This is a genomic window from Mesorhizobium sp. WSM4884, from assembly GCF_029625675.1.
Classification (GTDB): domain Bacteria; phylum Pseudomonadota; class Alphaproteobacteria; order Rhizobiales; family Rhizobiaceae; genus Mesorhizobium.
The window spans coordinates 39,756-65,633 of the sequence record NZ_JARTVO010000028.1 but is presented as its reverse complement, the minus strand read 5'-3'; the positions used below and the strand labels follow the sequence as shown (position 1 = coordinate 65,633).

The 25,878-nt window shown below is 64.3% G+C and carries 27 protein-coding genes; 11 read left to right on the top strand and 16 right to left on the bottom strand.

Annotation, left to right across the window (positions count from 1 at the left end; translation table 11 throughout):
- Positions 1–131: 131 nt before the first annotated feature.
- The 7 genes from cimA to cysS form a co-directional block, all read right to left on the bottom strand.
- Positions 132–1,748 carry a citramalate synthase gene (gene cimA / locus P9236_RS28385; protein WP_278077931.1) on the bottom strand — a complete coding sequence of 539 codons (1,617 nt, stop codon included), beginning with the start codon at positions 1,746–1,748 and terminating at the stop codon, positions 132–134.
- 197 nt (positions 1,749–1,945) lie between these two features.
- The gene (gene pip / locus P9236_RS28380) at positions 1,946–2,914 is read right to left on the bottom strand and encodes a prolyl aminopeptidase (RefSeq protein ID WP_278077930.1); all 969 of its coding nucleotides are present in this window, start codon (positions 2,912–2,914) and stop codon (positions 1,946–1,948) included.
- On the bottom strand, positions 2,911–3,387 hold the full coding sequence (locus P9236_RS28375; protein WP_278077929.1) for a GFA family protein: 477 nt from the start codon (positions 3,385–3,387) through the stop codon (positions 2,911–2,913). Before P9236_RS28375 ends, pip begins: the two co-directional genes overlap by 4 nt.
- Entirely contained in the window at positions 3,384–3,875 is a 492-nt protein-coding gene (locus tag P9236_RS28370; RefSeq protein ID WP_278077928.1) for a GFA family protein, read from the bottom strand. Before P9236_RS28370 ends, P9236_RS28375 begins: the two co-directional genes overlap by 4 nt.
- A gap of 21 nt (positions 3,876–3,896) precedes the next feature.
- On the bottom strand, positions 3,897–4,283 hold the full coding sequence (locus P9236_RS28365) for a VOC family protein (protein WP_278077927.1): 387 nt from the start codon (positions 4,281–4,283) through the stop codon (positions 3,897–3,899).
- The gene (locus P9236_RS28360; RefSeq protein ID WP_278077926.1) at positions 4,280–4,687 is read right to left on the bottom strand and encodes a DUF559 domain-containing protein; all 408 of its coding nucleotides are present in this window, start codon (positions 4,685–4,687) and stop codon (positions 4,280–4,282) included. The genes P9236_RS28365 and P9236_RS28360 overlap by 4 nt, the downstream gene beginning before the upstream one ends.
- Before the next feature lie 271 nt (positions 4,688–4,958).
- Positions 4,959–6,410, bottom strand: a complete 1,452-nt coding sequence (cysS, locus tag P9236_RS28355) for a cysteine--tRNA ligase (protein WP_278077925.1) — start codon at positions 6,408–6,410, stop codon at positions 4,959–4,961.
- A 462-nt stretch (positions 6,411–6,872) separates the two neighbouring features.
- Between cysS and P9236_RS28350 the strand changes: the two genes are divergently transcribed.
- Positions 6,873–7,028 (top strand): hypothetical protein, encoded by a 156-nt coding sequence (locus tag P9236_RS28350; protein ID WP_278077924.1) that lies wholly within the window; start codon positions 6,873–6,875, stop codon positions 7,026–7,028.
- A gap of 123 nt (positions 7,029–7,151) precedes the next feature.
- Here P9236_RS28350 and P9236_RS28345 read toward each other — a convergent pair whose 3' ends face one another.
- A complete protein-coding gene (locus P9236_RS28345) occupies positions 7,152–7,913 on the bottom strand; it encodes an SOS response-associated peptidase (RefSeq protein ID WP_278077923.1) in 762 nt (253 codons plus the stop codon).
- A 120-nt stretch (positions 7,914–8,033) separates the two neighbouring features.
- Here P9236_RS28345 and P9236_RS28340 point away from each other — a divergent pair, with 120 nt between their 5' ends.
- The 4 genes from P9236_RS28340 (at position 8,034) to P9236_RS28325 (ending at position 10,641) form a co-directional block, all read left to right on the top strand.
- The gene (locus tag P9236_RS28340; RefSeq protein ID WP_278077922.1) at positions 8,034–8,459 is read left to right on the top strand and encodes an NUDIX domain-containing protein; all 426 of its coding nucleotides are present in this window, start codon (positions 8,034–8,036) and stop codon (positions 8,457–8,459) included.
- 70 nt (positions 8,460–8,529) lie between these two features.
- Positions 8,530–8,907, top strand: a complete 378-nt coding sequence (locus P9236_RS28335) for a TIGR02301 family protein (protein ID WP_278077921.1) — start codon at positions 8,530–8,532, stop codon at positions 8,905–8,907.
- Between the two features lie 357 nt (positions 8,908–9,264).
- Complete coding sequence (locus P9236_RS28330) at positions 9,265–9,522, top strand: hypothetical protein (protein ID WP_278077934.1); 258 nt, start codon at positions 9,265–9,267, stop codon at positions 9,520–9,522.
- A gap of 366 nt (positions 9,523–9,888) precedes the next feature.
- On the top strand, positions 9,889–10,641 hold the full coding sequence (locus tag P9236_RS28325) for a hypothetical protein (RefSeq protein WP_278077933.1): 753 nt from the start codon (positions 9,889–9,891) through the stop codon (positions 10,639–10,641).
- A gap of 5 nt (positions 10,642–10,646) precedes the next feature.
- Here the strand turns inward: P9236_RS28325 and P9236_RS28320 are convergent, their stop codons facing one another.
- Positions 10,647–11,978: a dihydroorotase gene (locus P9236_RS28320; RefSeq protein ID WP_278077920.1), complete on the bottom strand. Its 1,332-nt coding sequence runs from the start codon at positions 11,976–11,978 to the stop codon at positions 10,647–10,649.
- 77 nt (positions 11,979–12,055) lie between these two features.
- On the opposite strand from P9236_RS28320, the gene P9236_RS28315 reads away from it, so the two are divergent.
- From P9236_RS28315 to P9236_RS28305, 3 genes are all read left to right on the top strand, one after another.
- Entirely contained in the window at positions 12,056–12,919 is an 864-nt protein-coding gene (locus P9236_RS28315) for a folate-binding protein YgfZ (RefSeq protein ID WP_278077919.1), read from the top strand.
- Positions 12,919–13,557, top strand: a complete 639-nt coding sequence (locus P9236_RS28310; RefSeq protein ID WP_278077918.1) for an HD family hydrolase — start codon at positions 12,919–12,921, stop codon at positions 13,555–13,557. Before P9236_RS28315 ends, P9236_RS28310 begins: the two co-directional genes overlap by 1 nt.
- Before the next feature lie 65 nt (positions 13,558–13,622).
- Positions 13,623–15,761: an EAL domain-containing protein gene (locus P9236_RS28305; RefSeq protein WP_278077917.1), complete on the top strand. Its 2,139-nt coding sequence runs from the start codon at positions 13,623–13,625 to the stop codon at positions 15,759–15,761.
- 14 nt (positions 15,762–15,775) lie between these two features.
- Here the strand turns inward: P9236_RS28305 and P9236_RS28300 are convergent, their stop codons facing one another.
- Entirely contained in the window at positions 15,776–16,666 is an 891-nt protein-coding gene (locus P9236_RS28300; RefSeq protein WP_347405213.1) for a fatty acid desaturase family protein, read from the bottom strand.
- A 112-nt stretch (positions 16,667–16,778) separates the two neighbouring features.
- Between P9236_RS28300 and P9236_RS28295 the strand changes: the two genes are divergently transcribed.
- A complete protein-coding gene (locus tag P9236_RS28295) occupies positions 16,779–17,693 on the top strand; it encodes a LysR substrate-binding domain-containing protein (protein WP_278077914.1) in 915 nt (304 codons plus the stop codon).
- A gap of 3 nt (positions 17,694–17,696) precedes the next feature.
- Here P9236_RS28295 and P9236_RS28290 read toward each other — a convergent pair whose 3' ends face one another.
- From P9236_RS28290 to P9236_RS28270, 5 genes are all read right to left on the bottom strand, one after another.
- Complete coding sequence (locus P9236_RS28290; protein WP_278077913.1) at positions 17,697–17,969, bottom strand: DUF3303 family protein; 273 nt, start codon at positions 17,967–17,969, stop codon at positions 17,697–17,699.
- A gap of 124 nt (positions 17,970–18,093) precedes the next feature.
- The gene (locus P9236_RS28285) at positions 18,094–19,557 is read right to left on the bottom strand and encodes a RimK family protein (RefSeq protein ID WP_278077912.1); all 1,464 of its coding nucleotides are present in this window, start codon (positions 19,555–19,557) and stop codon (positions 18,094–18,096) included.
- 4 nt (positions 19,558–19,561) lie between these two features.
- Positions 19,562–20,659 carry a GNAT family N-acetyltransferase/peptidase C39 family protein gene (locus tag P9236_RS28280; RefSeq protein WP_278077911.1) on the bottom strand — a complete coding sequence of 366 codons (1,098 nt, stop codon included), beginning with the start codon at positions 20,657–20,659 and terminating at the stop codon, positions 19,562–19,564.
- Between the two features lie 205 nt (positions 20,660–20,864).
- On the bottom strand, positions 20,865–21,659 hold the full coding sequence (locus P9236_RS28275) for an anti-sigma factor (RefSeq protein WP_278077910.1): 795 nt from the start codon (positions 21,657–21,659) through the stop codon (positions 20,865–20,867).
- Positions 21,656–22,174 (bottom strand): RNA polymerase sigma factor, encoded by a 519-nt coding sequence (locus P9236_RS28270; protein ID WP_126085039.1) that lies wholly within the window; start codon positions 22,172–22,174, stop codon positions 21,656–21,658. Before P9236_RS28270 ends, P9236_RS28275 begins: the two co-directional genes overlap by 4 nt.
- Before the next feature lie 246 nt (positions 22,175–22,420).
- Here P9236_RS28270 and P9236_RS28265 point away from each other — a divergent pair, with 246 nt between their 5' ends.
- Positions 22,421–22,666 carry a type II toxin-antitoxin system VapB family antitoxin gene (locus P9236_RS28265; protein ID WP_278077909.1) on the top strand — a complete coding sequence of 82 codons (246 nt, stop codon included), beginning with the start codon at positions 22,421–22,423 and terminating at the stop codon, positions 22,664–22,666.
- Positions 22,666–23,094 carry a type II toxin-antitoxin system VapC family toxin gene (locus P9236_RS28260; RefSeq protein WP_278077908.1) on the top strand — a complete coding sequence of 143 codons (429 nt, stop codon included), beginning with the start codon at positions 22,666–22,668 and terminating at the stop codon, positions 23,092–23,094. Before P9236_RS28265 ends, P9236_RS28260 begins: the two co-directional genes overlap by 1 nt.
- A 2-nt stretch (positions 23,095–23,096) precedes the next feature.
- On the opposite strand, the gene P9236_RS28255 is transcribed toward P9236_RS28260, so the two are convergent.
- On the bottom strand, positions 23,097–25,820 hold the full coding sequence (locus P9236_RS28255) for a DUF2339 domain-containing protein (protein WP_278077907.1): 2,724 nt from the start codon (positions 25,818–25,820) through the stop codon (positions 23,097–23,099).
- Positions 25,821–25,878 lie beyond the last annotated feature (58 nt).

The following is a 25,878-nucleotide window of genomic DNA, read 5'->3' as shown; positions in this document are numbered from 1 at the left end:
GCGTGAGCCACCACGAAAGCGAAGATTTCAGTCCATGCCAAAGCTATCTTAGCGCATATGCCCTTGCGGGGGAGATGTCCGGCAGGACAGAGGGGGTGCTGTCCCTCGGCCTCAAAGTCATTTTTCAATCGCTACTCCGCGGCCACCAACCCCGCCATCTCGCGGTTCTTCATCAGCTTGTAGATGATCGAATCCATCAGCGCCTGGAAGGAGGCGTCGATGATGTTTTCCGACACGCCGACCGTCCACCAGCGGGCGCCGGTGGAATCGTGCGATTCGACCAGAACGCGGGTGATGGCCTCTGTGCCGCCGTTGAGGATACGCACCTTGAAGTCGGCGAGCTCGAGGTCGACGATCTCGCTCTGGTACTTGCCGAGGTCCTTGCGCAGCGCGATGTCGAGCGCGTTGACGGGGCCGTGGCCTTCCGCCACCGACATCTTCTCCTCGCCGTCGACCTCGACCTTCACGATCGCCTCGGAGACGGTCTTCAGATTGCCGTTGGCGTCGAAGCGGCGCTCGACCATGCAGCGGAAGGAGGTGACGTTGAAGAACTCCGGCAAGCCGTGCAGCATCTTGCGGGCGAGCAATTCGAAGGAGGCGTCGGCGCCCTCATAGGCGTAGCCTTCCGCCTCGCGCTCCTTGACGACGGCGATCAGCGCGTCGAGCCGGTGGTCGTCCTTCGGCACGTCGATGCCGCGCCGCTTCAATTCGGCGAGGAAATTGGCCTTGCCGCCCTGGTCGGAAACCATGACGCGGCGGCGGTTGCCGACCGCTTCCGGCGGCACGTGCTCATAGGTCGCCGGCTCCTTGGCAAGTGCCGAGGCATGAATGCCGGCCTTGGTGGCGAAGGCGGAGGAGCCGACATAGGGCGCCTGCGGTTCCGGCGCACGGTTGAGCAATTCGTCGAAGGCCCTGGAGAGCCGCGAGATGCCGGTCAGCGCGGCGGCTGAGATGCCGGTCTCGAAGCGGTCGGCGAAGGCCGGCTTCAGCGAAAGCGTCGGCACGATGGAGATGAGATTTGCGTTGCCGCAGCGCTCGCCGATGCCGTTCAGCGTGCCCTGGATCTGGCGCACGCCGGCCTCGACGGCGGCAAGGGAATTCGCCACCGCCTGGCCGGTGTCGTCATGGGCATGGATGCCGAGGTGGTTGCCAGGGATGCCGCCGGCGATCACTTTCTCGACGATGGCGCGCACTTCCGAGGGCTGCGTGCCGCCATTGGTGTCGCACAGCACCACCCAGCGCGCGCCGGCATCGTAGGCGATCCTGGCGCAGGCGAGCGCGTAATCGGGATTGGCCTTGAAACCGTCGAAGAAATGCTCGCAGTCGACCATCGCTTCCTTGGCCGAAGCGACCGCCGTCTCGACCGAGACTTTTATCGACTCCAGGTTCTCCTCGTTGGTGCAGCCGAGCGCCACGCGCACGTGGTAGTCCCAGCTCTTGGCGACGAAGCAGATGGCGTCCGACTTCGATTGCAACAGCGCAGCCAGTCCCGGATCGTTTGAGGCCGAGACCCCTGCCCGCTTGGTCATGCCGAAGGCGACGAATTTCGCACTTTCCGTCCGCCTCTGCTGGAAGAAGGCGGTGTCGGTCGGGTTGGCGCCCGGATAGCCGCCCTCGACATAGTCGATGCCGAACTCGTCGAGCAGCTTAGCGATCGCGATCTTGTCCTCGACGGAAAAGTCGATGCCCGGCGTCTGCTGGCCGTCGCGAAGAGTGGTGTCGAAGAGGAACAATCTTTGTTTTTTCATGATGGCAAGGCGCTTGAGCACCCCCCTCTGTCCTGCCGGACATCTCCCCCGCAAGGGGGGAGATCGGCAGCTTTGCCGACAGCACTCGTCCTGCAACGTCGGCGATTAGCGAAAGCGACGACGACATCCAATCTCCCCCCTTGCGGGGGAGATGTCCGGCAGGACAGAGGGGGGTGGGACAGAACGCCGTGCATCGACTATCTCTTCCCCGCAAACCCGTCCGTCGCCCGGATCAGCCGGTCCAGGATCCCGGGCTCCGAATAGGCATGGCCGGCGCCCTCGATGAGGTGGAAATCCGCCTTCGGCCAGGCCTTGTGCAGCGCCCAGGCATATTTCGCCGGACACGGCATGTCGTAGCGACCGTGGACAATCGTGCCGGGGATATCCTTCAGCTTCCAGGCATCGCGCAGTAGCTGTCCCTCCTCCAGCCAGCCGGCATGGACGAAGTAATGGTTCTCGATGCGGGCGAAAGCCACCGCATAGTCGTCCTGGCCGAACGGCGTGCTGGTCTCGGGCTCCGGCAGCAGCGTGATCGTCTCGCCTTCCCAGATGCTCCAGGCAAGTGCCGCCTCGACCTGCGCCTTGCGATCAGAGCCGACCAGCCGCTTGCGGTAGGCCGCCATCATGTCGCCGCGCTCGGCCTCGGGGATCGGCGCCAGGAAGCGTTCCCATTTGTCGGGGAACATTTCCGAGACGCCGAACCGATAATACCATTCGAGCTCGGCGCGGGTCAGCGTATAGATGCCGCGCACGACCAGCTCGCTGACGCGCCCGGGATGCGTCTCGGAATAGGCGAGCGCCAGCGTCGAGCCCCAGGAGCCGCCGAACACCAGCCATTTGTCGAAGCCCGCCATCTCGCGCAGGCGCTCGATGTCGGCGACAAGATGCCAGGTGGTGTTGGCTTCGAGCGAGGCGTTGGGCGTCGATTTCCCGCAGCCGCGCTGGTCGAACAGGATGACGTCGTAGAGCTTCGGGTCGAACAGCCGCCGGTGCTTCGGCGAGATCGTGCCGCCCGGGCCGCCATGCAGGAACACGGCGGGCTTGGCGCCCTTGGTGCCGCAGCGCTCCCAGTAGACGGTATGCCCATCGCCGACATCGAGCATGCCTGACTCGAACGGCTCGATCTCGGGATAGAGCGTGCGCAAGGAACTGCTGTGGATCGTCATAGTTTCAAGCCCTGCTGCGGCCAGTTGGCCGTCTCGTGGTCGGGATGCTGGAAGGAGATGATCTGCTCCTGGCGCCGATAGAAATCGGGGTCGTCGAGGATCGGCGCCTCGAAGATCTTTTCGACCCAGGGCAGCCGCACCGCGTAGTTGACCTGGATCTGCGGCGCCAGATCCGAGCGGTCGTCGAAGGCGCCGATGGCGATCTCCAGCCCGCCCGGTTGGCGGTAGGTCAGCGGCGTGCCGCAGCGGGCGCAGAAGCCGCGGTCGATGTTGACCGAGGATTGGAAGTAGCTCGGCTCCTCATGGGTCCATTCGACGCCGTCCCTCGGCACCGTCACCAGCGCGCCGAAGAAATTGCCGAACTGCTTTTGGCACATGCGGCAGTGGCAGATGGACGGGCGCCCGAGCTTGCCCTTGATGCGGAAGCGCACCGCGCCGCACTGGCAACCGCCTGTTCGAACTTCGTCGGTCATGGTTTTTCCTCCGGCGGCCATTGGTCGGTGTCGTGGTCTGGATGTTGATAAGAGACAAGCTCGGCCAGGTAAGGCGCTGACGAGACATCGCCCATCGTCTCCTCGGACGGCAGTTTCGGAATGCCGTCGACATAGGGAAGCTTCGCCTCGACGCCCCATTGGATGGTGGGCGCTATCCCCGCCGGATCGTCGAAGGCGGCGATCGCAAGTGCTGTGCCATCCGGCGCCTCGAAGGTCAGCGGCGTGCCGCATTCGGCGCAGAAGCCGCGCCACGCGGCGCTGGACGAGCGGAAGCGCTTCGGCTCGCCGCGCGTCCAGTCGAGCCTGGCGCCGCGCAGCGAAACCAGCGGCAGGTAGAAATTGCCGCTCGCCTTCTGGCACATGCGGCAATGGCAGACGGAGGCGTCGCCGAGCGCCCCCTCGACGCGGAAGCGCACGGCGCCACACTGGCAGCCGCCCGTATAGACCGGCCGGTTGTCGAGGCTCATGACGGACTCCGATTCATGAACTCACTCCGAATCATGGCAGACCGCCTCGACATTGTTGCCGTCGGGATCGAAGACAAAGGCGCCGTAATAGTTCGGGTGATAGTGAGGACGCAGTCCCGGTCCGCCATTGTCCCTGCCGCCGGCGGCAAGCGCCGCGGCATGGAAAGCGTCGACCTCGGCGCGGCTGCGCGCTGTGAACGCGACATGCTGGCGGTCCTTCGGTTTCTCCTTGCCCGCACTCACCCAGAACACCGGCCGGTCGCGGCCATAACCGCCGACCTTGGCGCCGCCGGTATATTCCTGCGGCACCATGTAGAGCAGCGAGGCGCCCAGCGGCGCCATCGCCTTGTCGTAGAAGGCCTTGGACTTTTCGAAATCGGAAACGCTGATGCCGAGATGGTCGATCATGGAACGAGCTCCTCCTCCGTTGCTGGCGCGGGCACCTCGGCCACGGCCAGGCCGGCCGCGATGACGATGTGCTGGCAGACATTGTCGATATCGCGGATCACGTCGTGGTTCCAGAAGCGCAGGATGGTCCAGCCACTGGCGCTTAGGTAGGCGCTCCTCGCCTCATCATGTCGCGAGTGTTCCGCGTCGGCATGCTGGCTGCCGTCGACCTCAACTATGAGGCGATGCGCCGAATAAGCGAAGTCGACGATATAAGGTCCTATCGGCACCTGCCGCCGGAAACTCATCTTCATCAGCCGGTGGGCGCGCAACTCGTTCCAAAGCTTGAGCTCGGCATCGGTCATCGCGCGCCGCATGGATTTGGCGTTTTTGCGCTGGCGTGGCGGAACGAGATCGTGCCCCATGGCTAGGCAGCCCCACGCTGGAGACTAGCGAAACGGTAGGCGAGAGCTGATCTCCCCCCTTGCGGGGGAGATGTCCTGCAGGACAGAGGGGGGTGCTGTCCCTCCAGCGTATCAGCTTGGAATTGCTGGGCGCGATGAATATGACTGAAGCCAAAGCCGGCAAGCTGGGATGTCGGCGTTCCTTCACACCCCCCTCTGTCCTGCCGGACATCTCCCCCGCAAGGGGGGAGATTGGCCGTCATCGGCATTTTCGCCAATCGCCTAAGACCCCTCACCGCTTGATCTCCCAGGTCGTCACGCGCTGGCCGGTAACCGGATCCTTGCCATCCTTGAGCTGAACGCCCTGCGCCAGAAGTTCGTCGCGGATGCGGTCGCCTTCGGCCCAGTTCTTGGCGGCGATGAACTGCAGACGTGCGGCGATCGCCTTGGCGATCGCCGCCTCGTCGACCTTCGCTGCGCCGACATCGAAACCCAGGAAGGCAAGCGCGGCCTTCAGTGAAGCGGCGGCTCCGTTCTCGCCGCTGCCGCTGAAATCGACCGCCTCGCCGGCAAGCTGCGTCAGCCGCTGGAACGCGGTGTAGGTGGCGACATCGTCCGACAGCGCTTCCACGACGTCGGCCGGCAGGTCCTTTGCCGCCGCCGGCGCCAGGTCCGCGGCGCGCTTCCATTTGCGCAGCGTGTTTTCCGCTTCCTCCAGCTTGCGCACGGAGAAGTCGATCGGCTCGCGGTAGTGCGTCATCAGCATCGCCAACCGCAGCACCTCGCCAGGCCATTTCCTGCCGCCGAAGATCTCGGTCTCCAGCAGTTCGTGGATGGAGTAAAAGTTGCCGAGGCTCTTCGACATCTTCTGGCCCTCGACCTGCAGGAAGCCATTGTGCATCCACACATTGGCCATGACCTTGGTGCCATGCGCGCAGCGCGATTGGGCGATCTCGTTCTCGTGGTGCGGGAAGATCAGGTCGAGGCCGCCGCCATGGATGTCGAAGACCTCGCCGAGATAGGCGGCCGACATAGCCGAGCATTCGATGTGCCAGCCGGGCCGGCCCCTGCCCCATGGGCTCTCCCAGCCGGGCTCTTCCGGACTCGACAGCTTCCACAGCACGAAATCGCCGGGGTTCTTCTTGTGCTCGTCGACGGCGATGCGCGCGCCCGCCTGCTGCTCGTCGAGATTGCGCTTCGACAGCTCGCCGTAGTCGGGCATCGAGGCGGTGTCGAACAGCACCTCCCCGCCGGCGACATAGGCATGGCCGCGCTCGATCAGCTGCGCGATCAACGATAGCATGTCCGCCTTGCCGTCCGCGCGGGGCGCAACGAACTCCGTGGCCCGCGGCTCGTAGGTCGGCTCAAGGCAGCCGAGCGCAGCCACGTCCTTATGGTATTGATCGGCGGTCTTTTCGGTGACCTTGCGGATTGCATCGTTGAGCGACAGCTTTCCGGCCGCGATCTCGGCGCCGAAATCGCGCAGCGCCCTGGCGTTGATCTTGTCGTCGACATCCGTGATGTTGCGCACATACGTGACGTGGCTTTCGCCGTAGAGTTGGCGCAGCAAACGGAACAGCACGTCGAAGACGATCGCCGGCCGCGCGTTGCCGATATGGGCAAAGTCGTAGACGGTCGGGCCGCAGACATACATGCGCACATTTTTCGGATCGATCGGAACGAAACGCTCCTTCGACCGCGTTAGCGTGTTGTAGAGGCTGAGGCCCTTCGATGCGTCAGACATGCGGTCCCGGTCCTTAGGTTCTTTGCTTGAGCATGACCTTATCCGAAAACCGGCTTCCACTTTTCACTTCGTGGACCTCCGGTTCGGGGTCATGCTCGGGCTGAAACCTGTCTTGCGCCAAGGCGCAAATCGGGCTCCAGCCTGCTGGCCGGGGCGTTTGTCCAATCTAGGGAAGATAAGGCGAAAACGTCCGGACCAGCGCGAGGCTAGCCAATAATGCAAATGCCACAAATGGCGAAAGACGTTTTCATGGGCGGCTTTATCGCGCCCGCCGGTGTTGCCGTCAAGTCGCTGCAGCCAGGAAAGATGCCGTCGGATCACAGGTAAAAACGGGCCGAAACATTTTATTAAACATGTCGGCACAGTGATGAAACATTCTCGGGCTAGACCGCCAAAACGTCACGATTTGGTCCGAATCGACCATCAAACGCGGACACGAAAACGTTACCAGGGAAGAGAAAAATGCCTCGAAGCAAGCAGGAACAGGACCGACCGGCGCAACAGCCGCTCACCAAGCACTACCGCGCGATCGGCCCGGCGGCCATCGTCGCAGCCCTTCTTCACACCGCCAAGAAGAAGAAGCCGGCGCAGAAGATCGTTTCGCCGCGTGCGGCCTGAAAGGGCGCGACCGGCGCGGTCTTCGACCACAAGGCGCCGGCGATGAGGGCGACGCCAATGCGCGCCTCTCTTAGTGCAGCATGATCTTGCCCGAAAACCGGTTCCCACTTTTCGGGATCATGCTTAGAACAGGGTCATCTGGTTTTCGTCCGCGCCGGGTTTCTGGCGCCTGACCTTCTCGGGCTGAGGCCCGACGATGCCCCGCTCCTGAATCTCCGGCCCGGTATTGGCGACCTTGTTGACGAGGTCGGAAACCGGAATTGCCTCGAAGAAATCGGGTTCGGCGGGCTTCAAGAGGTCGAGCACGTCGCGCGGCTCCTGCGTGCGGCAATCCAGCCAGCGGGCGAAGTCGCGCTCCTCGATCACCACCGGCATACGGTCGTGGATATGGGCGATCCCGGCATTGGCGCGCGTCGTGAGGATCGCGCCGGTATCCATCTCGGAGCCACCGGGCTCGGCGTAGGTCTCGACCAGGCCGGCGAAGGCGATCACGCCGCCGCACTTCGGCCGGATCCAGCAGGGCTGTCCCTTGGCGGCGCCCGACTGCTTCCATTCATAGAAGCCGGAGGCCGGCACGAGAGCGCGGCGATGGCGCATGGCGGTCTTGAACGAGGCCTTCTCCAGCACGCCTTCCGAGCGGGCGTTGAAGAGCAGCGGAAATTCCTTCGTGTCCTTGACCCAGGCCGGGATGAGGCCCCAGCGCACCAGCATCGCCTGGCGGTCCGGCAGATTGGAGCCCGGCGCAGGCGGCGGACCGGCCAGCGCCATCAGCACGGGCTGCGTCGGGGCGATGTTGTAACGGGCCGGAAACTCCTCCAGCTCGGCCAGGCCGAGAAAGGCGGCGGTCTGGTCCGGCGTGGCGGTCAAGGCAAAGCGTCCGCACATGAACTCGGCTCGTAGATCGGGATTTTTCCCAAGGTGGCGATGGAACCTTGCTCATGCAACCGCTAAAAGCCGAGCTCGGCCCGTCGATCCACAACAGGCTGTAGGAACGTTCGGCATTCCATGGAACCACGCCAGATAATCCCCGCCGTCTCCGTCGCCGTCGTGCGCGGCAAAACGGTGCTGCTGGTCAAGCGGGCGCGGCCGCCCTCGCAGGGGCTCTATGCCTATCCGGGCGGCAAGGTGGAAACTGGCGAGACGCTGGTGCAAGCAGCGGCGCGCGAGCTCGCGGAGGAAACCGGGCTCGAGGCGAAGGATTACCGCCCGCTGCGCGACATCCGTATCGACGGCCGCGCCGAGAATCATGCCGTCGACTATCGGCTGACCGTGTTCGGCGCGGCCTATGTCGACGGCGAGCCCGAGGCCAGCGACGACGCCGAGACGGCCGCCTTCTACACGCTGGCGGAAATGGCGGAGATGCCGCTTGCGGGCGACGTGTTTGAAGTGGCGGAGGAGTTGCTCGGACCCGCGCAAGGCGACGTTCGCTAGCCTCAAGAATCGCCTTGCGGCCGACAAATTGTTTCGCCACAAAAGCTTAGCTCTCCGTCACAAGGCTCTGATGACCCGCGCCTCTCCTTTCCTCGCCGCATGCCTTGCCATCAGCATGGCCGTCATGCCGCGGCCGGCGCCGGCGGCCGAGGCGCCGTTCGAACATGGGCTGATGCGGCTTGCCGAGGTGCTGGGATCGCTACATTTCCTGCGCAATCTGTGCGGCGAGAAGGGCGACCGGTGGCGGGTCGAGATGGAAAAGCTGCTCGAATCGGAAAACCCCGATCCCGACCGGCGCGCCCGCTTCATTGCTTCCTTCAACCGTGGTTATCGCTCCTTCAGCGGCACCTACACACAGTGCACGCCCTCGGCGACCGAGGCCATTGCCCGCTATATGAAAGAAGGCGAGACGCTGTCGCGCGATATCGCTTCCCGCTACGGAAACTGAGGATCAGCCTAAAGGCTGCGACTATCCGGGCTCGCACATATTTTTGGGGGAATCGACTCCAATGTGACATGCCTTATTGTGTCTGACTGCGCCTTGGTGCAATCATCTGTTGCGCTTGTGCAACAATGTTAATGAAACGTTAGTGCGCAAATGCGGAATTAACTCAAACTGAAGGTTTTGATGCCGCAAGCCGGCCTAATCGGCTAAGGTTGGCCGATTGAACGCAGCCTTGTTCGAAATGTAGATTGCGACCGTAAAAATGTCGTATTTACAATGACTTATCCAAGGCTGCCGACGAACTGACAAGTCAAGCCCGATCCACCGCCGGATCGCCGCTTGAAGAAGGTGGACATCGCAATGGAACATGGTGTCAGCGACATCGACGCGTTGGTCAGGGAAGAAAAGCGACTGACCGCCGTGGAAAGCCACAGCGAAGCCTGGGCTGAAGGCTTGTCGGCCGGCATCGAGCCTGAAATCATCGCCGAAGCCGCCCTCGAAACCGCTTTCGGCGAGATGCTGCGCGCCAATGGCGAGGTCTCCGCGCTGGCCCTGCTAGACCGCATGCGCGAAAAGGTGATCTCCGGCGCCTTCGAGCCGGAGCGGCTCAAGCACTAGCCCCGCTTTTCGATAGCAGCTTTTGACGGCGACGCGCCATTTGGGCATCATGCGCCAGTGCTTTACAGCGCAAGGCGCTGTCCGGCACTAAAGCGCGTCGCGCTGGGGCGGATCCGGGCTACGCGCTTTAGATCTTTGTTTTTATGCGTGTCGTTTTCGCAAAACCGCCGCACACTTTTGCGCGACATGCATTAGGGCAATTCAGCGGGTTGGTAGAATCACCGAATTGCTCTAGCCATTGGTTCACGCAATTCCGACGGAAAGCGTTGCACACTTCCTGGAATTGCTCTTGCGAGCCTGGGAACCATGGAGAGGCAAGGGGTGAGATTTTCGTTGGCAGGCCGGTCGCGCGCCTGGACGGTGGGTATGTGGCTCGCTGCGTCCGGCCTGGCGCTGCCGCTGGGCTTATGCCTCGCCAGCACGCCTTCCTATGCGCTGAGCGAGATCCAGCGTCAGGATCTGCCCTCGCCGGTCATGCCGCCCGCCAATGACGGCACGGTCGCGCCGGGGACAACCGTGCCGATGCCGGACCCACTCGGCAGCAAACCGTCCGACAACAATCAGCCGCCCGACGACACGAACAAGAGCGAGCCTGAGACGCCATCCGGCAGCGGCGGCGTCACCAGCCCACGCACCGATCCGGACGCGCCGCCGCCACCGGTCGTCTACGACCTCGACAAGCTTCCCGAACCGGTCAAGCGCATGCACGGTCTGCTCATAGAGGCCTGCAAGACCGGTGACATCGAGAAACTTCGGCCGCTGATCGGCTCGGGCGATTCCATGACGCAGCTGTCGCTGGGCGACATCGAGGGCGACCCGATCACCTTCCTCAAGGGCCTGTCCGGCGACAGCGACGGCCAGGAGATCCTCGCCATTTTGGAAGAGGTACTCAGCGCCGGCTATGTCCATGTCGACACCGGCACCCCGCAGGAGCTCTATGTCTGGCCGTATTTCTTCGCGCTGCCGCTCGACAAGCTCGACCCCAGGCAGCGCGTCGAGCTGTTCAAGCTCGTCACCGCAAGCGATTATGACGACATGAAGCAGTTCGGCGCCTACATCTTCTATCGCGTCGGCATCACGCCGACCGGCCAGTGGCTGTTCTTCGTGGCCGGGGATTGAAGGCTTTAAGCCGGCAGCGCCTCGGAAAACTCCACCGCCCTGCCCTGGCCAGGCATGACGATCTCGCCTTCCCACATCACCCGGTTGCCGCGCACGATGGTGCCGATCGGCCAGCCGGTGACCTCCCTGCCGTCATAGGGAGTCCAGCCAGCCTTGGAGCCGGCCTGCGCGTTGGTGATGGTCTCGCGGCGCTTGAGATCGACGATGGTGAAATCGGCATCGTAGCCGGCGGCGATGCGGCCTTTTCTCGCCATGCCGAAGATACGCTGCGGGCCATGGCTGGAGAGGTCGACGAAGCGCTGCAAGGAGAGCCGGCCGGCGTTCACATGGTCGAGCATGATCGGAACCAGTGTCTGCACGCCGGTCATGCCCGACGGCGAGGCCGGATAGGGCATTGCCTTCTCGGCAAGGGTGTGCGGCGCATGGTCGGAGCCGAGCACATCGACAATGCCTTGCGAAATGCCGTGCCAAACGCCGTCGCGGTGGCGCGCGGCCCGCACCGGCGGGTTCATCTGGATCAGCGTGCCGAGCCGCGCATAATCGTCCGCCGAGAGCGTCAGATGATGCGGCGTCGCCTCGCAAGTGGCGACATCCTTATGCTGCCCGAGGAAGAGTATCTCCTCGGCCGTCGAAATGTGGAGCACGTGGATGCGTGCGCGCGCCTGTCTCGCAATGCGCACGAGGCGCTCAGTACAGCGCAACGCCGCGATCTCGTCGCGCCAGACGGGATGGGACGAGGGATCGCCCTCTACACGCAGGCCAAGCCGTTCGCGCAGGCGGAACTCGTCCTCCGAATGGAAAGCAGCGCGGCGCCGCGTGTTCTTCAGGATCGAGGCGACGCCATCGTCGTCCTCGACCAGCAGGTCGCCGGTGGACGAGCCCATGAACACCTTGATGCCGGCCGCGCCCGGCAGCCGCTCCAGTTCGCCGACATCGCCGGCATTGTCGCGCGTGCCGCCGACCCAGAAAGCGAAGTCGCAATGCATGCGGCCGGCGGCGCGCCGCAGCTTGTCGGCAAGGGCCGCTTCGCTGGTGGTGAGCGGATTGGTGTTGGGCATCTCGAAGACGGCGGTCACCCCTCCGAGCACCGCCGCGCGCGAGCCCGTCTCCAGGTCCTCCTTGTGCTCCAGCCCCGGCTCGCGGAAATGCACCTGGCTGTCGACGACCCCGGGCAGGATGTGCAGGCCGCGGCAGTCGATCGTCTCGCCGGCGGAGGCCTGGCCTAAATCGCCGATAGCGGCAATGCGCCCTGCCCTCACGCCGACGTCGCGCAGACCTTCGCCGTCATGGTTGACCACCGTGCCGCCTGTCAGGATGAGGTCGAAGGTGGTTGCCATGGGCAGGTCCAATCTCTTGCCGGAGGAGTGCGGCCGGCTTACGTAATGGCCGACAATTTTGCAAGATCAGGCCGCTCATGCCCTTTGCCCTGCTAAAAGACCGCTCGCTCATTTCCGTGTCAGGCCCGGATGCCGAGCATTTCTTGCAGAACATCCTGACCACCGATCTCGACGCGCTCGGCGCCGACGAAGCAAAGCCAGGCGCGCTGCTGACCCCGCAAGGCAAGATCCTGTTCGATTTCCTGATATCGCGTGCCGGCGACAACGGCTTCCGGCTGGACTGCCGGTCCGACATCGCCGACGATTTTATGCGCCGGCTGATGCTTTACCGGCTAAGAGCCAAGGCCGAGATTGCCAAGCAGGATCAGGTGGTTGTCACGGTTGTGTGGGGCGATGATTCAACCGCCTCATTTTCTGATTCAACGGCGCTTGCCGACACTCGCTTTCGCGACGTGGCGGTCAAGCGCGCCTATGGCGATGCGGCGCAGAGCGGCGGCGACGCCGGCGACTGGCAGGCGCTGCGCATAGGCAACGGTATCGCCGAAAGCGGGTCCGATTACCAGCTCGGCGATGCCTTCCCGCATGACGTGCTGCTCGACGAGACCGGCGGCATCGGCTTCAAGAAGGGCTGCTATGTCGGACAGGAAGTGGTCTCGCGCATGCAGCATCGCGGCACCGCGCGACGCCGCGTGCTGATCGCCACTGCCGCCGGCTCGCTGCCCCCGACCGGCACCGAGGTGACCGTCAATGGCCGGCCCGTCGGCACCCTGGGTTCGGTAAGCGGCGGACGCGGCCTGGCCATCGCCCGCATCGACCGCGTCAAGGCGGCGCTTGATGCCTGCGATGCGATCATGGCCGGCGAGACAGCAATCATGCTCGCCATCCCGGCCTGGGCGAAGTTCTCCTTCCCGCAGGACGCGGCTAGCGCGGAGGAGGCCTGATGGCGGCCGATCGGGCAGGCGCGCCGCCACGCGCCTGGCAACGCATGCTCTCCGGCCGGCGGCTCGACCTGCTCGACCCCTCACCGCTCGACATCGAGATTGGCGATATCGCGCATGGGCTCGCCCGCGTCGCGCGCTGGAACGGCCAGACCAGAGGCGATCATGCCTTTTCCGTGGCGCAGCATTCGCTGCTGGTCGAGGCGCTCTATGGCGAACTGGCGCCGGCCGCTTCCGCCGAGGCGCGGCTGGCAGCACTGCTGCATGACGCGCCCGAATATGTGATCGGCGACATGATCTCGCCCTTCAAGTCGGTGATGGGCGGCTCCTACAAGGACTGCGAGCTCAGGCTGCAGCGCGCCATCCATCTGCGCTTTTCGCTGCCGGCGGAGCTTAGCGCCGCCTTGCGCAAGGAGATCAAGCGTGCCGACCAGATCGCCGCCTATTACGAGGCGACGCTGCTTGCCGGCTTCTCGACGGCGGAGGCGACCGAATATTTCGGCCGGCCGCGCGGCTTTTCCGCCGACCGCTTCGATTTCACGCCGCGCTCGGTGACCTGGGCGCAGACGGCATTTCTGGAGCGTTTCGCGGCGCTAGAAGCTCATCGCCAGACTTTTCTTGCTGTGAATTCCGTCACGTGAAAGAACGCTAAATTAACCGGCAGCCACGACAGTAGTGCGTTCAGTCACGGTCAGCAGGCGCGCTCATGCCCGTCGCTCATGTCAAGGCTGGTTCGGCCGCAGGCAGGCGGAAAGCAACCCGTATTGGTACGGCTCGACGAATAGCTGAGGAACTGCGCGCGCAGAACGAGCGCTTCTCGGCGGCCGTCGAGAACATGTCGCACGGGCTGTGCATGTTCGACGCCGAAGAGCGGATGATCATCTGCAACCGCAACTACATCGACCTCTTCCGCCTCGATGCCAAAGTGGTGAAGCCCGGCATCCGCTTCTTCGACATTCTGCAGCACAGCGTCGATATCGGCATCGCCTCGCAAAATGCGGAGGAGCTCTATGCCCTTCGCAAGCCTTACATCGACGGCGCGAAGCCCTCGACCTATGAGGAGACTCTGGCGGATGGGCGCATCATCGTCATCTCGCACCGGCCGCTGGCTTCCGGCGGATGGGTGTCGATCTACGAGGACGTCACCGAGCAGCGGCGCGCCGAAGAGGAGCTGAAAGAGCAGCACCGCCGCTTCGACGCCGCCTTGGCCAACATGTCGCAAGGCCTGCTGATGTACGACGCCGACGGCAAGATGATCGTGCGCAATCAGCGTTTTCTGGAACTCTACAACGTCACCGCGGCGGACTTCCCGTTCGGAACGACGCATCGCGATGCGCTCGAACGGCTGCTGGAACTCGGCATCTACACCAAGCTCGATGTCGCCAGCGAAGTCGCCAAGACCGCGGCCTGCCTGCAGGCGGGTAAGATGCATTCGACCTACCGCTATCTATCCGACGGCAGGACCTTCCTCGTCGTGCGCCAGCCGATGGGCGGCGGATGGGTGGTGACCTTCGACGATGTCACCGAGCGCCGCCGCGCCGAGGAGCGCATGACGCATCTTGCGCATCACGACACGCTGACCAATCTGCCCAACCGCTCGATGTTCCGCGAACGGCTCGACCAGGCGCTGAGCGAAACCAAGATCGCGCCGCTGGCGATCTTCTCGCTGGACCTCGACCGCTTCAAGGCGGTCAACGACACGTTCGGCCACCCGGCAGGCGACTGGCTGCTGAAATGCGTGGCCGAGCGCCTGCAGCGCTGCCTGCGCAGCGACAAGGACGTGGTGGCGCGTTTCGGCGGCGACGAATTCGCCATCATCCAGTTCAACATCAAGGCTGCGGCCGATGCCGAAAAGCTGGCCAAGCGCATCATCGAGGTGATCGGCAAGCCTTATCGCGACAAGGGCCGCGAGATGCATGTCGGGGTGAGCCTCGGCATCGCGCTCTATCCCTGCGACGGGCGGGAAGCGGACACGCTTTTGACCAATGCCGACATGGCGCTCTACCGGGGCAAGAGCGAAGGGCGCAACGTCTACCGCTTCTTCGAGCCGGGCATGGACGCCATGGTGCGCGAGCGCCGGGCGCTCGAAGCCGATCTCGAGGCGGCACTGCCCAAACGCGAGTTCGAACTGGATTTTCAGCCGATCCTCGACATCCCGTCCGGCGACATCGTCGGCGCCGAAGCGCTGATGCGCTGGCGCTCGCCGTCGCGCGGCCTGGTACCGCCGGATGACTTCATCGCTGCGGCCGAGGAGACCGGGCTCATCGTGCAGCTCGGCGATTGGGCGCTGCGCAGGGCCTGCGGCGTGGCGGCCGGCTGGCCGCGGGACGTGCGCATGGCGGTCAACGTCTCGGCGGCTCAGATCAAAAGCGGCAGCTTCGCCCGAAGCGTGATCTCTGCGCTCGCTTTCTCCGGCATGCCGGCCAACCGTCTGGAACTCGAAATCACCGAAACGGTGATGATGGACGAGAGCGATACCGTACTGAGGACGCTCGGGCAATTGCGTGGGCTCGGCGTGCGCATCGCGCTCGACGATTTCGGCACCGGCTATTCCTCGCTCGGCTATCTCAGGCGCTTTCCCGTCGACAAGATCAAGATCGATCGCTCCTTCATCCGCGACCTCGACAAGCGCGACACGGCGGCGATCGTGCGCACGGTGATCGGGCTTGGGATAGAACTCGGCATCACCGTCACCGCCGAAGGCGTCGAGACTGAAGCCCAGCTCGACATGCTGCGCAAAGCCGGCTGCGGCGAGGCGCAAGGTTTTCTGATCGGCGTGCCGGCCAAGGCTTCCGAAATGAGCCGGCTGCTGCGCTCTCAGGCCTCGCTGCGCCGATCCGGCTAACGCGAGGCAACCCGTCAGCGCAGCGTCTCGATGTATTTCTCGTGGAAGCTCACATAGCCAGGCTCGACCACTTTGAGATGGCGCTCGATCAGCCGATGGAATGCCGGCAATTGATGAAACGGCACGCCGGGATAGGCGTGGTGCTCGGCATGGTAAGGCATGTTCCAGGCGAGCTTGCGGACGAACCAGTTGGTCAGCGTCGTCCTGGTGTTTTCCAGCATGTTGGAGACCAAGGGGCAGCGGCCATGCTCGGCCAGCAGGTATAGCCTGAGGAAAGGCTGCCCGAGCAGCGCCGGCACGATCCAGACATAGAGCAACACCGATGCCTTGAACCACACAGCGAGCGCGAGGACCACGACGTAGAAGGCGATCATCGCCCGCGCCTCGGCCTGGACTTTCGGCAAGCCCTTCGGCGGCACATAGCTGTCGCGGCAGCGGCCAATCGCATTGCTGTAGAGCGTCTTGAAGTGACCCCACCACACCGGCAGGCCAGAGACGTGAACGATGTATTGCCGCAGGGTTTCCGGCTTCGGGAAGGCCAGTTCCGGATCGTTCTCCGCATCCTGGGTGAAGCGGTGATGGGCGAAATGGAAGTAGCGGAACCAGTCTGCGGGCAGCGCGATCGCCAGACTACAGAGGCGCGCGACGGCGTCGTTCAGCCACTGCGTCTCGAACGCCGTCCTGTGAACGGTCTCGTGCAGCAGCGTGAACAGGAACACGATCAGGATGCCCTGCGGCAGCATCAGAAGCGGCCAGAACGGCACCTTGGCCGCGATCAGCGCGCCGAGAACGACGATGGCGCCGAGATGGATGGCGAACTGGATGAGGCCCGGCACATCCGACTTGCCGGTCAGGCGGCCGCGCTCCTCGTTGGTCAGCGAGGCGATGACGTCGCGGTGGTCGATGGTTTCAGCGTGGTCGATGGCATGCATAAGCCTAGCGTACTGCAGAAAGAAACCTTTCGAAAAACGAGGAATTCTGCAAAATAGATAAGCTTATCTTACCTTGCGGATCGCCATGGTCGCACTTCCATCGCTGAGAGGACTTCAAGCCTTCGAGGCGGCGGCGCGCACCGGCAGCTTCGCCGCGGCGGCGGACGAGCTGTCGGTCTCGGCGGCGGCGGTCAGCCAGCTCATCCGCACCGTCGAGGAGCAGATGGGCCGCAAGCTATTCCACCGCGTCCACCGCCGCGTCGTGCTCACCGAGGCGGGCGTGGAAATGCTGCCCAGGCTCACCATGGCCTTTCAGGAGATCGGTAGCGTCGCGCGCGATGTCGTCGGCGGCGCGTTCCGGCCGAGGCTCGTCATCTCGGTGCCGCCTTCGATGGCGATGGGCTGGCTCTCCGAGCGTCTCGCCGGCTTTGTCGTCAGCCACGGCGCCGTCGATATTTCGCTCAGAGGCGACGACGACCCGGTGCCGTTCGACCGCGAGTTGATCGATGTCCGGCTCTCCTACGGTCCGCATTATCGCGAGCACCCGACCGAGGAGATCGTCCGCGACGCCGTCTATCCCGTCTGCACACCCAGCCTTCCCGGCGCGATCAAATCCGAAAGCCTCGCCGGGCTGCCGCTGATCCACACCGACTGGGGTCCGACCGGCGCCGCCTTTCCGTCATGGCGCAACTGGTTCGACGCAGCGGGTGCCGACCCCGGCCGGGCGGCGCAGCGCGGCCTTTCAGCCAACTCGTCACGGGCGGCGCTCGACCTTGCCATGTCGGGGTTGGGCGTGGCTCTGGCGCAAGGCATCTACTGCGCCCAGGCGCTGGAAGAAGGCAGGCTGGTGCGACCGGTGGAACGGGCGCTGGACTTGCGCCAGCCCTACTGCCTGACGATCCCGGAGCGCAGCGCAAGCCGCGACGTGGTGGCGGCGTTTCGCGAATGGCTGATCAAGGAATGCCGGCGCGCGGTCAGGTCGCCGGCGCTGATTGCCTAGCTCTCAGAGATGTCCGGCCAGCGCCGCGACCATGTCCTTGCTGGTCGCCACCGGAACGATCTCGAACTCGACCAGGTCCGCCCATTCGATGACCCAGCGCTGCAGCACCGTAGCGTCATCGGCTTCCACCAGCATAAAGCAGCGACTCATGTCGCCGGCAATCCAGCTGTGATGCACGACGAGTTCGTCCGGCTTCAGCCGGCCCTTGTCACGAAAGCGGCGGTAGATCTCCTTGCGGTCCGAGCCGTGAAAATCCTCGATCACGAAAAACAGCATCTTTTCCCTCGGGTAGATCAATCTGGAATTGGGGAACTGAGGAATTGAGGACTGACGACCTTCTAACCGCTCCAGCTCTTCAGTTCCTCAATTCCCCAGTTCCTCACTTCCGCTTCTCCGGCCGCTACTTATCCGGCCTCTCCAGGCGCTCCAGGAACCACTGCGTCAGCCGTATCCAGAGCTCGTCCTTCTCGCCGGAATCCTCCCAGCCGTGGTCGAGATTGGGATTGTCGTTGACCTCGATGACGAAGACGCCGTCCTTGGTCTCCTTGAGATCGACGCCGTAGAGCCCGTCACCGATGCATTTTGCCGCCTTGACCGCCGTCTCGACGACATGCGGCGGCGTCTGCTTTAGCGTGAAGGTTTTTATCCCGCCCTGGTCAGGCTTGCCGTTGGCCTTGTGATTGACGATCTGCCAGTGCTTCTTTGCCATCAGATAATGCACGGCAAACAGCGGCTGGCCGCCGAGCACGCCGACGCGCCAGTCATATTCGGTCGGGATGAATTTCTGCGCGATGAGGAGGTCGGAATCCTCCAGCCATTCGGTCGCGAGCTTAGTCAACTCCGCCAGATTCTCGCATTTCTTGACGCCGCGCGAGAAGGACGAATCCGGGATCTTCAGCACCAGCGGGAAGCCCAGCGTCTGCGCCGCAAGTTCCAGATCGGAGGTGCCGGCAATCATCACCGTCGGCGGCACCGGCACCTTGTTGTAGGTCATCAGCTCGTTGAGATAGACCTTGTTGGTGCAGCGGATCATCGACAGCGGATCGTCGATCACAGGCATGCCTTCCTGCTGGGCGCGGCGCGCGAAGCGGTAGGTGTGGTTGGAGATGGAGGTGGTCTCGCGGATGAACAGCGCGTCGTAGTTGGCGAGCTTGGCCAGATCCTTCCTGGTGATCGGCTCGACCTCGACGCCCATCTTCTCGGCGATCCGCGCCCAGTAGCGCAATGACGAAATCTCCGACGGCGGCAGCTCCTCATGCGGATCGACCAAGGTGGCGAAGGTGTAGCGCGCCGGCGTGCGGCCCTTGGTGTCGCGCCACTCGCGGTTGGTGTAAGTCTCCAGGCACTGCAGGAAGGAGGCTTCCTCCTCGTCGGTCATGCGGGCGAGCGGCAGGAAGCCGATCTTGCGGATCGAGGCCCATTCGGCGCTGTCCTTGATGTGGACCTCGAGCGCCGGCGCGCGGAACCAGTCGAACAGCAGCTTGGTGAAGCGGTCCCACACTTTCGACGGCCCAATGCCGAAGAAGACTGCGACCTTCGAGGGAAAGGTTCCGCCGAGATCCTTGCGGCATTTGTTCAGCGCAAGCTCGAGCTCGGGCAGCGCGTGCTCGTAGAGCTTGCGCTCCGACAGATCGATCATGGTCTCGACGGTCGGGATCACCTTGTGGCCGCGCGAGCCTGCAAGCAGCGAGGCATAGTAGCCGCGGCTCTGATAGCCATAGTTGTTCGACAGGTTGATCACCTTCGGCCGCTGGCCGCGAAACAGCGCCGGATGGGCGAGATAGTCGCGGTTGGTGATGATCTTGTGCGGCGTCGCCACCTGGTCGAGATCGTTCTGCCTGCCTGTGAGGATGACCCAGGTCATTGTTTCAGCGTTTTCCCAGAGTGATGGCGGCGCGCAACCCGTCGCGGCCGAACTGCGCCATGTTCATGAAGATGCCATAGGGCACGGGGATGTTGGCGGCGTCGAGGATCGTTTCCTGCCTTTCGTCCTCGACCCAGGGATCATGGATCAGGATATGGTCGCCGTCGTCGCCGATGGCGAGCACCCAATGCGGCACCTTCTTGCCGAACATCAGGAAGCCGCTGATCAGCACCAGCATCAGCTTGCCGTCGGCAAGGGCCGAGCGGATGTCGTCGATGCCGAACGAACGGTAATTCACCGGGATGCCGTAGAGTTCCGCGCGACGGCGAAAGTCGACCTGGGCGAGTTCCATCACCCGGCGCTTATCCTCGCTGCGCACCGACTGCAGGAAGAGCGCGCCGTGGAAGGACACGAATATCTCGGCGGCAAGCCCGCTTTCATAGCCTGCAACCGCCAGGCCGAAAGGCTCGCAGCCGCCTGGCCCCGACATCATGAACACGGTGGTCGCCTCGCGCCACAGGCGGATTTCCATGACGGGGTCAGGCACGAAGCCGCGGTCGAAATTCGCCATCGCCATCATCAGGCAGCACGGGCCGCAGGTGAATTCGCAGGTCTGCTGATAGAACGGCACCCCGGTAGCGGTCGGGACATCGCCGCGCAGCGTCTTTTCGTAACGCAGCGCGGTGGCGCCGTCCTCGTAGTAGTCGGGCTCGCGGCCTATCCTGCGGTAGCCTGCCTGCTCGTAAATGTGGATGGCACGCTGATTGTCCTCGCGCACCTCGAGCCGCAGCATCATGCGGTCGTGCTCGTAAGCCGCCTCCTCGGCCGCGGCCAGCAGCTGACGGCCAATGCCGAGGCTGCCGAAGAACGGACCGACGGCTATCGAATAGAGCCGGGCCACGCCGCTGCCCTTGCGAAACAGCACCACCGCGTAGCCGGCGACATGGCCATCATTTTGCGCCACCAGCATCTCGGCGGTCTCGCGCTCGATGAACTGACGGAAGGAGCGGCGGGAAAGCCGGTCACCCGAGAAAACAGCCTTCTCGATGGCGGCGAGGTCATCGACGTCTGACGCGCGGGCCTTGCGGATCTCGGCAGGCATGCGGGCTTGGGAGAACCTCGATTGGGTTAAGGAATGGCCCCGGTCAACAAGCAACATCCCGGCCGAAGCGCCGGTACTCATCAAGCGCTATCGCTCCTTGATTTGGGCCGAATTGTGACAGGTTGCGCGGCGGCAAGGAAGCGCAAACTGTTTGAACAAGATCACTGTTTGGAAGGCCGGCCGGCTGTGAGAAACGCAGCCGGTCTCAGCTCGAAATACCGGCGAGAAGCTGGCCATAGGCGCTCTTGGCGACATCCGACAGGCGCTCGCGCGGCAACGAGCCGACGACGGCGCAGCCATAGCCTTTGTCGAGCCAGTAGACCGCCTCAGGCCCGTCCGCCTCGGCCGCATAGGTGCCCTTGGCGGTCGCGGACGATTCGGCGGTGACGAAGAGCGAGATGCGCTCGCCCTTGGCGTCCTCGTAAAGCAGCATCGCGGCCTTGCCGTGCTCGCCGGAAGGCAGCAGCCGGCCGCCGACGAGCTCGAAGCCTTCGGCCGCCAGATCGGGCGCGACCACCTTCAGCCCGACCCGGTTGGACAGCCAGGTCTGCAGATGGTCCTTGTCGCTTGCCGGCACCTCGACCGCATGACGCTTCTCGGCGGCGTAGATGACATGGGCGGCGATCGCCTGCTCGGCGAGCTGGTCGTCGCTCTCGCCGCTTCGGCCGATGCCGCCGATGCCGGCTACATAGCCGCCGAGCCCGCCGACCATCAGCACGGCGGCTGCCGCCGCCGAAAGCCACCAGCGCGAACGCCAGACAGGCGCCTTCGCCGGCGCTTCGCCGAGCACCGCTGCCTTGAGCCTTGCCGGCACCGGCTCGTCCATCACGCCGGCCAAGGCGGCGCGGAGCGCTGCGCGGTCGGCGATGTAGCGGGCGCTCTTTGCCCGCATCTCGGGATTGGCTTCGAGCCAGGCGTCATAGGCCATGCGCTCTTCGCCCGGCAGCTCGCCGTCGAGGGCCATGTGGATATCGCGTTCGGAGAAATCGCGCCGGGTCATCGCTCGACGATCCTTATCGAGCGGCGGCGCGAGGAGTCGTCGAGCAGACCGCGCAGTTCCTCGCGGCCGCGCGCGATGCGCGACATCAGCGTGCCGGCCGGCACGCCCAGAATGTTGGCGGCCTCGGCGTAGGAAAAGCCTTCGATGGCGACCATGACCAATGCCGCGCGGCGATCGGGGCTGATCGCCTGCAGCGCATCCATGATCTCGCGCGAGGCGACCGTCTCGACCTGATCGGCGGGCGCAGATTGGGCTTCGCCGGCTTCCAGCGGCAGCATCGCCGCCTCACCTCGCCGGTTAACCTTGCGCATCTGGTCGATGAACAAGTGATGCATGATCGTAAACAGCCACCTCCTGGGGCTTTCTCCAGTCTGCCAGTTGTCGAGCCGCACAAGCGCGCGCTCCAGGCAGTCCTGCACGAGGTCGTCGGCGGAATCGCGGTCGCGCAGCAGCGAGCGTGCGTAGCGGCGCAAACGCGGTATCTCGCTCAGGATCGCTGCCTTCTTGTCGTCCATGACCGCTTGTTTCGAGGTCGTTTTCCATTTGATTGAACGCGCCTTTCCGGCGCGGCGCAAGCAGCCAGCGCGAAGCGGACCACCCGCTCCGGTACCCAAGCACCTTAATAACGCCGGCGAATGCGGATTTATTCCCGCCTTGGGTGGAGCCCAAGCCAAGATTGAAAACCGGCTCTGGCCGCCGTATATTCACCCTTGAATATCTTGAATATTCGTCTCGGAATATACACCGGGTGGGAGTTTGCTATGTCTTTGTACATCCGCGATGACGACGTCGACGCGTTGGCTCGTCAGTTGCAGTCCGCGATCAAAGCGCCCACGAAGACGGAAGCAGTACGAATCGCGCTCAAGCGTGAGCTCGAACGGGCGCACGCAGTCCTCCCACTAAGCGAGCGCATCAAAAAGTATCAGGACGCAGTGAGGGCGCTCGGTCCAGACAACCCGGACTTCGACATGAAGAAATTCATGGACGAAGGATGGGGTAACATTTGATGTTTCTCGATGCTTCCGCCATCATCGCGATCATTTCGGAAGAAGCAGAAGCCCACCGTCTTCTCAAGAGAGTGGAAGCTGCCGAGAAACTCTATTTCTCGCCGAGTTCCTCATTCGAGGCGATCGTTGGGATAGCTCGTAGGAAATCCGTAGCAGAAAACGGCGACCAGGTACCGACACCGCCGGCCCTGATCGAAGAATGTCAAACGATCGTCTTGGGCTTCCTGGCCGAACTCAAGGCCGTCGAGATTCCGCTGGACACGAAGATTCGAGAACTCGCTGTCAAGGCCGCTCGCGAGTACGGTCGATATGTCGGCCATCCTGCCAAACTGAATTTCGGCGACTGCTTCAGTTACGCATGCGCCAAAGCCTACCGCGTACCTCTGCTGTACAAGGGCAATGACCTCGCGCAGATCGATCTGGCCTGACCTTATCTGATTTCGGACCTCGCCGCCCTTGTCAAAAGCCGCTGATAAAACAGCCCGATGCCGATCAGCACGGCGCCCAAGCCGATGAAGGACAGCGCGCGCAGCACGCCTTCCAGTTCCGACATATCGAAGAGGAAGACTTTCAGCACCGCGACCGCGATGAGCACGGCCGAGGCGATGCGCAGCACCTGCGACCTCAGCCAGACGCCGGCGGTGAGCAGCGCCACGCCGATGACCAGCCAGAGCGCCGAATAGGTGTAGGTCTCAAGCTGTCCGAGGCCGCTCCACAGGCCGATGAACTCGCCCTTGAACAGGCGCCGCACCGACAGCGTCGCATAGGCGAAGGCAAGCAGCGAGGCGAGCAGCGCCAGCATCGCCGCATACCATCTCGGGCGCTTGTCGCGGACATAAAGGGCGAGTGCTCCTGCGGCGATCGCCGGCAGCAGATAGGCGAGGAACAACAGGTTGAAGAACAAAATGGTGCCGGTCGATTCATCCGTCACCAGCGGATTCAGCACCGCGAAATGCTGGATGACGATCAAGCCCGCCGAGACCACACCAGCGGCCATCGAGCCATAGCGCAGCACCGAGCTCGGCGAGCGCATGTCGATGGCGACGAGGATCGCGCCGGCGCCGAGCGCGATGAGCGTGTAGATCGCCTGTTCGGCAAGGGTAACGGGACCAGTGTCGATGACGCCGCCATGCATGGCATGGCGAACCAGCATGGCAATGGCAAGCAGCGCGAACAGCGCCGAGGCCGCCTCCATGGCGAGGCGCGGCCGGCCGTTGGTGGTGCGCGCCAGCTGCCAGGCGGCGAAGCCGAAGGCGAGCGCCGGCACGCCATAGCCCGGCAGCAGCCAGTTGAAGACAGGCGTTCTCGACAGCGCCGCCGCGCCGACGATGGTCGGGTCGAAGGCGACGCGGCCGAGCACGACAACCGCCGCGCCGACCGCGATCCAGCCCAGCATCGGGTAGGAGCACCAGCGCGTCGCCAGCGCCGGAATGATTGCGGCGGCGCCGAGCAGCACCGTCGTCCAGCCGGAGCCGAACGCCATGTGCAGCATCAAAAGGCCGGCAACGCCGGCGCCGGCGAGCGCGAAGGAGACGGCCGGGCCGCCGCCGAGCGGCGGCTCCTCGGCGCGCGCGATCCACTCGCCGCCGGCGGCAAAGACCAGCACCATAAACAGCGCCGGCAGCGCGTAGCCGAGGTCGCGGTCGATATCGCCGAAGGTCAGCCATAGCGCGGTGAGCACGACCAGCGGCGCAGTCACGCCCCATGCCGCCCAGGACGCGGCGCGGATGGGTGCCGCGGCGGCAAAGCGGCGCGCGGCCCAGAAGCCGGCCCCGATGAAGACCAAGGCGAGCGCGATGCCCAGGCGGAAGGTCAGTGCGTCGGATGTCGCCAGCGGTTCGGCGCCCAGACCGACATTGAGCGCGTCGACACCGATGGCGGCGGGCGGGATGATGCCGAGATAGATCAGCACCGTCGCCAGGCCGGCGGCGAAGACCAGTGGCAAGGCGCGCGGTCGGTAGAGCGCCACCGCCACAAGCGCTGCGAGCAAGACCGCGCCATGCAGTGCGTCGCCCGCCTTGGCAAAGACCGGATCGACCGACAGCCCGAGCGCGGTCAGCGCCACGAAAAAGCCGGGCGCGACTGACGGCCAGTCGAAGCCGGGCTCCGCTTCATCCCGCCGACCGAGCCAGACGAAGACGAGCGCGGCGAGCGTCGCCAGGCTGATGAACAGCACCGCGGCAAGGTTCACCTCCGGCGCATCGGTCATGTAGAGAATGGTCCAGACGCCGGTGCCCACGAACGCCGCCGCGACAAGCGCCTTCCAGTCGCGAATGCGGGCTATGGCCGCCGTGGCGGCGAGCACGACCGCCAGGTAGCCGAACAGCGCCCAGGGATTGGGCGCCCGCGAGGCGACCAGTGCCGGCGTGACCATGGCGCCGACGAGGCCGATGCCAGCCAGCGCCAGGCCGTGGACCAGCGAAACGGCGATGGTGGCGACGCCGATCGCGCCGAGCAAAGTGAAGGCCAGCGCCGGGCCGAGGAAGCCATAGATGCCATGCGCGGCATAGACGGTGCCGAACAGGATGAAGGCACCGGCCGCCGTCAGGATCGCCGGGATGTAAGCGCCGGCGGCACCCTGCACCGGCACCCTGAAGCCGGTGCGGCGGATGAATTCTGCGCCGGAGATCAGCACCAGGCCGAGGATGCCGGCCATGGTGAGGCGCACGCCGGGGCCGAAAATGCCGGCCTCGATGGTGTAGCGGATCAGGAAGAGGCCACCCAGCGCCAGCGCGATGCCGCCGACCCAGACAGCCCAGCGTGTGCCGAGCGCCGTCTCGACATCGCGCGCGGCCATTGCAGGCGCAGGCAATTCGGCCGGCGTGGCAGGTTGCGCCGGTCCGGTGGGTTCGGGCGCACTCGCCTCGCCAGCTTGGGCCGGCGCTTCGGCTCTGGGTTCGTCGGGCGTCGCGGCGGCGGCTTGCGGGGCGGGTTCACTTGCCGGCCGCGCGGTCGTCGCTGCCGCCGCGGCGGGAGCTTCGTCCGACGTGCCTGTCGCCTCGCCAATCTTGGGCGCGGGCTGCGGGATGCCCGAAAGCACCAAGCTGCGCAGCGCGCCAAGCTCGCGCTCGATCAGGCCGATGCGGGTTTGCTGGCGTGAAATGATGACAAATAGAGCGATGACGGCGGCAATGGCGATCAGGCTGAAAAACATGGCGGTTTCCCCTCAAAACCGGACCAGTCGTGGCCGACAAATACGGCAATGAGACGGC

Bases quoted from the DNA above. Each gene is read 5' to 3' on its own strand.
- cimA (WP_278077931.1), bottom strand. From the start codon at position 1,748: ATGAAAAAACAAAGATTGTTCCTCTTCGACACCACTCTTCGCGACGGC.
- pip (WP_278077930.1), bottom strand. From the start codon at position 2,914: ATGACGATCCACAGCAGTTCCTTGCGCACGCTCTATCCCGAGATCGAG.
- P9236_RS28375 (WP_278077929.1), bottom strand. From the start codon at position 3,387: ATGACCGACGAAGTTCGAACAGGCGGTTGCCAGTGCGGCGCGGTGCGC.
- P9236_RS28370 (WP_278077928.1), bottom strand. From the start codon at position 3,875: ATGAGCCTCGACAACCGGCCGGTCTATACGGGCGGCTGCCAGTGTGGC.
- P9236_RS28365 (WP_278077927.1), bottom strand. From the start codon at position 4,283: ATGATCGACCATCTCGGCATCAGCGTTTCCGATTTCGAAAAGTCCAAG.
- P9236_RS28360 (WP_278077926.1), bottom strand. From the start codon at position 4,687: ATGGGGCACGATCTCGTTCCGCCACGCCAGCGCAAAAACGCCAAATCC.
- cysS (WP_278077925.1), bottom strand. From the start codon at position 6,410: ATGTCTGACGCATCGAAGGGCCTCAGCCTCTACAACACGCTAACGCGG.
- P9236_RS28350 (WP_278077924.1), top strand. From the start codon at position 6,873: ATGCCTCGAAGCAAGCAGGAACAGGACCGACCGGCGCAACAGCCGCTC.
- P9236_RS28345 (WP_278077923.1), bottom strand. From the start codon at position 7,913: ATGTGCGGACGCTTTGCCTTGACCGCCACGCCGGACCAGACCGCCGCC.
- P9236_RS28340 (WP_278077922.1), top strand. From the start codon at position 8,034: ATGGAACCACGCCAGATAATCCCCGCCGTCTCCGTCGCCGTCGTGCGC.
- P9236_RS28335 (WP_278077921.1), top strand. From the start codon at position 8,530: ATGACCCGCGCCTCTCCTTTCCTCGCCGCATGCCTTGCCATCAGCATG.
- P9236_RS28330 (WP_278077934.1), top strand. From the start codon at position 9,265: ATGGAACATGGTGTCAGCGACATCGACGCGTTGGTCAGGGAAGAAAAG.
- P9236_RS28325 (WP_278077933.1), top strand. From the start codon at position 9,889: ATGTGGCTCGCTGCGTCCGGCCTGGCGCTGCCGCTGGGCTTATGCCTC.
- P9236_RS28320 (WP_278077920.1), bottom strand. From the start codon at position 11,978: ATGGCAACCACCTTCGACCTCATCCTGACAGGCGGCACGGTGGTCAAC.
- P9236_RS28315 (WP_278077919.1), top strand. From the start codon at position 12,056: ATGCCCTTTGCCCTGCTAAAAGACCGCTCGCTCATTTCCGTGTCAGGC.
- P9236_RS28310 (WP_278077918.1), top strand. From the start codon at position 12,919: ATGGCGGCCGATCGGGCAGGCGCGCCGCCACGCGCCTGGCAACGCATG.
- P9236_RS28305 (WP_278077917.1), top strand. From the start codon at position 13,623: ATGCCCGTCGCTCATGTCAAGGCTGGTTCGGCCGCAGGCAGGCGGAAA.
- P9236_RS28295 (WP_278077914.1), top strand. From the start codon at position 16,779: ATGGTCGCACTTCCATCGCTGAGAGGACTTCAAGCCTTCGAGGCGGCG.
- P9236_RS28290 (WP_278077913.1), bottom strand. From the start codon at position 17,969: ATGCTGTTTTTCGTGATCGAGGATTTTCACGGCTCGGACCGCAAGGAG.
- P9236_RS28285 (WP_278077912.1), bottom strand. From the start codon at position 19,557: ATGACCTGGGTCATCCTCACAGGCAGGCAGAACGATCTCGACCAGGTG.
- P9236_RS28280 (WP_278077911.1), bottom strand. From the start codon at position 20,659: ATGCCTGCCGAGATCCGCAAGGCCCGCGCGTCAGACGTCGATGACCTC.
- P9236_RS28275 (WP_278077910.1), bottom strand. From the start codon at position 21,659: ATGACCCGGCGCGATTTCTCCGAACGCGATATCCACATGGCCCTCGAC.
- P9236_RS28270 (WP_126085039.1), bottom strand. From the start codon at position 22,174: ATGGACGACAAGAAGGCAGCGATCCTGAGCGAGATACCGCGTTTGCGC.
- P9236_RS28265 (WP_278077909.1), top strand. From the start codon at position 22,421: ATGTCTTTGTACATCCGCGATGACGACGTCGACGCGTTGGCTCGTCAG.
- P9236_RS28260 (WP_278077908.1), top strand. From the start codon at position 22,666: ATGTTTCTCGATGCTTCCGCCATCATCGCGATCATTTCGGAAGAAGCA.
- P9236_RS28255 (WP_278077907.1), bottom strand. From the start codon at position 25,820: ATGTTTTTCAGCCTGATCGCCATTGCCGCCGTCATCGCTCTATTTGTC.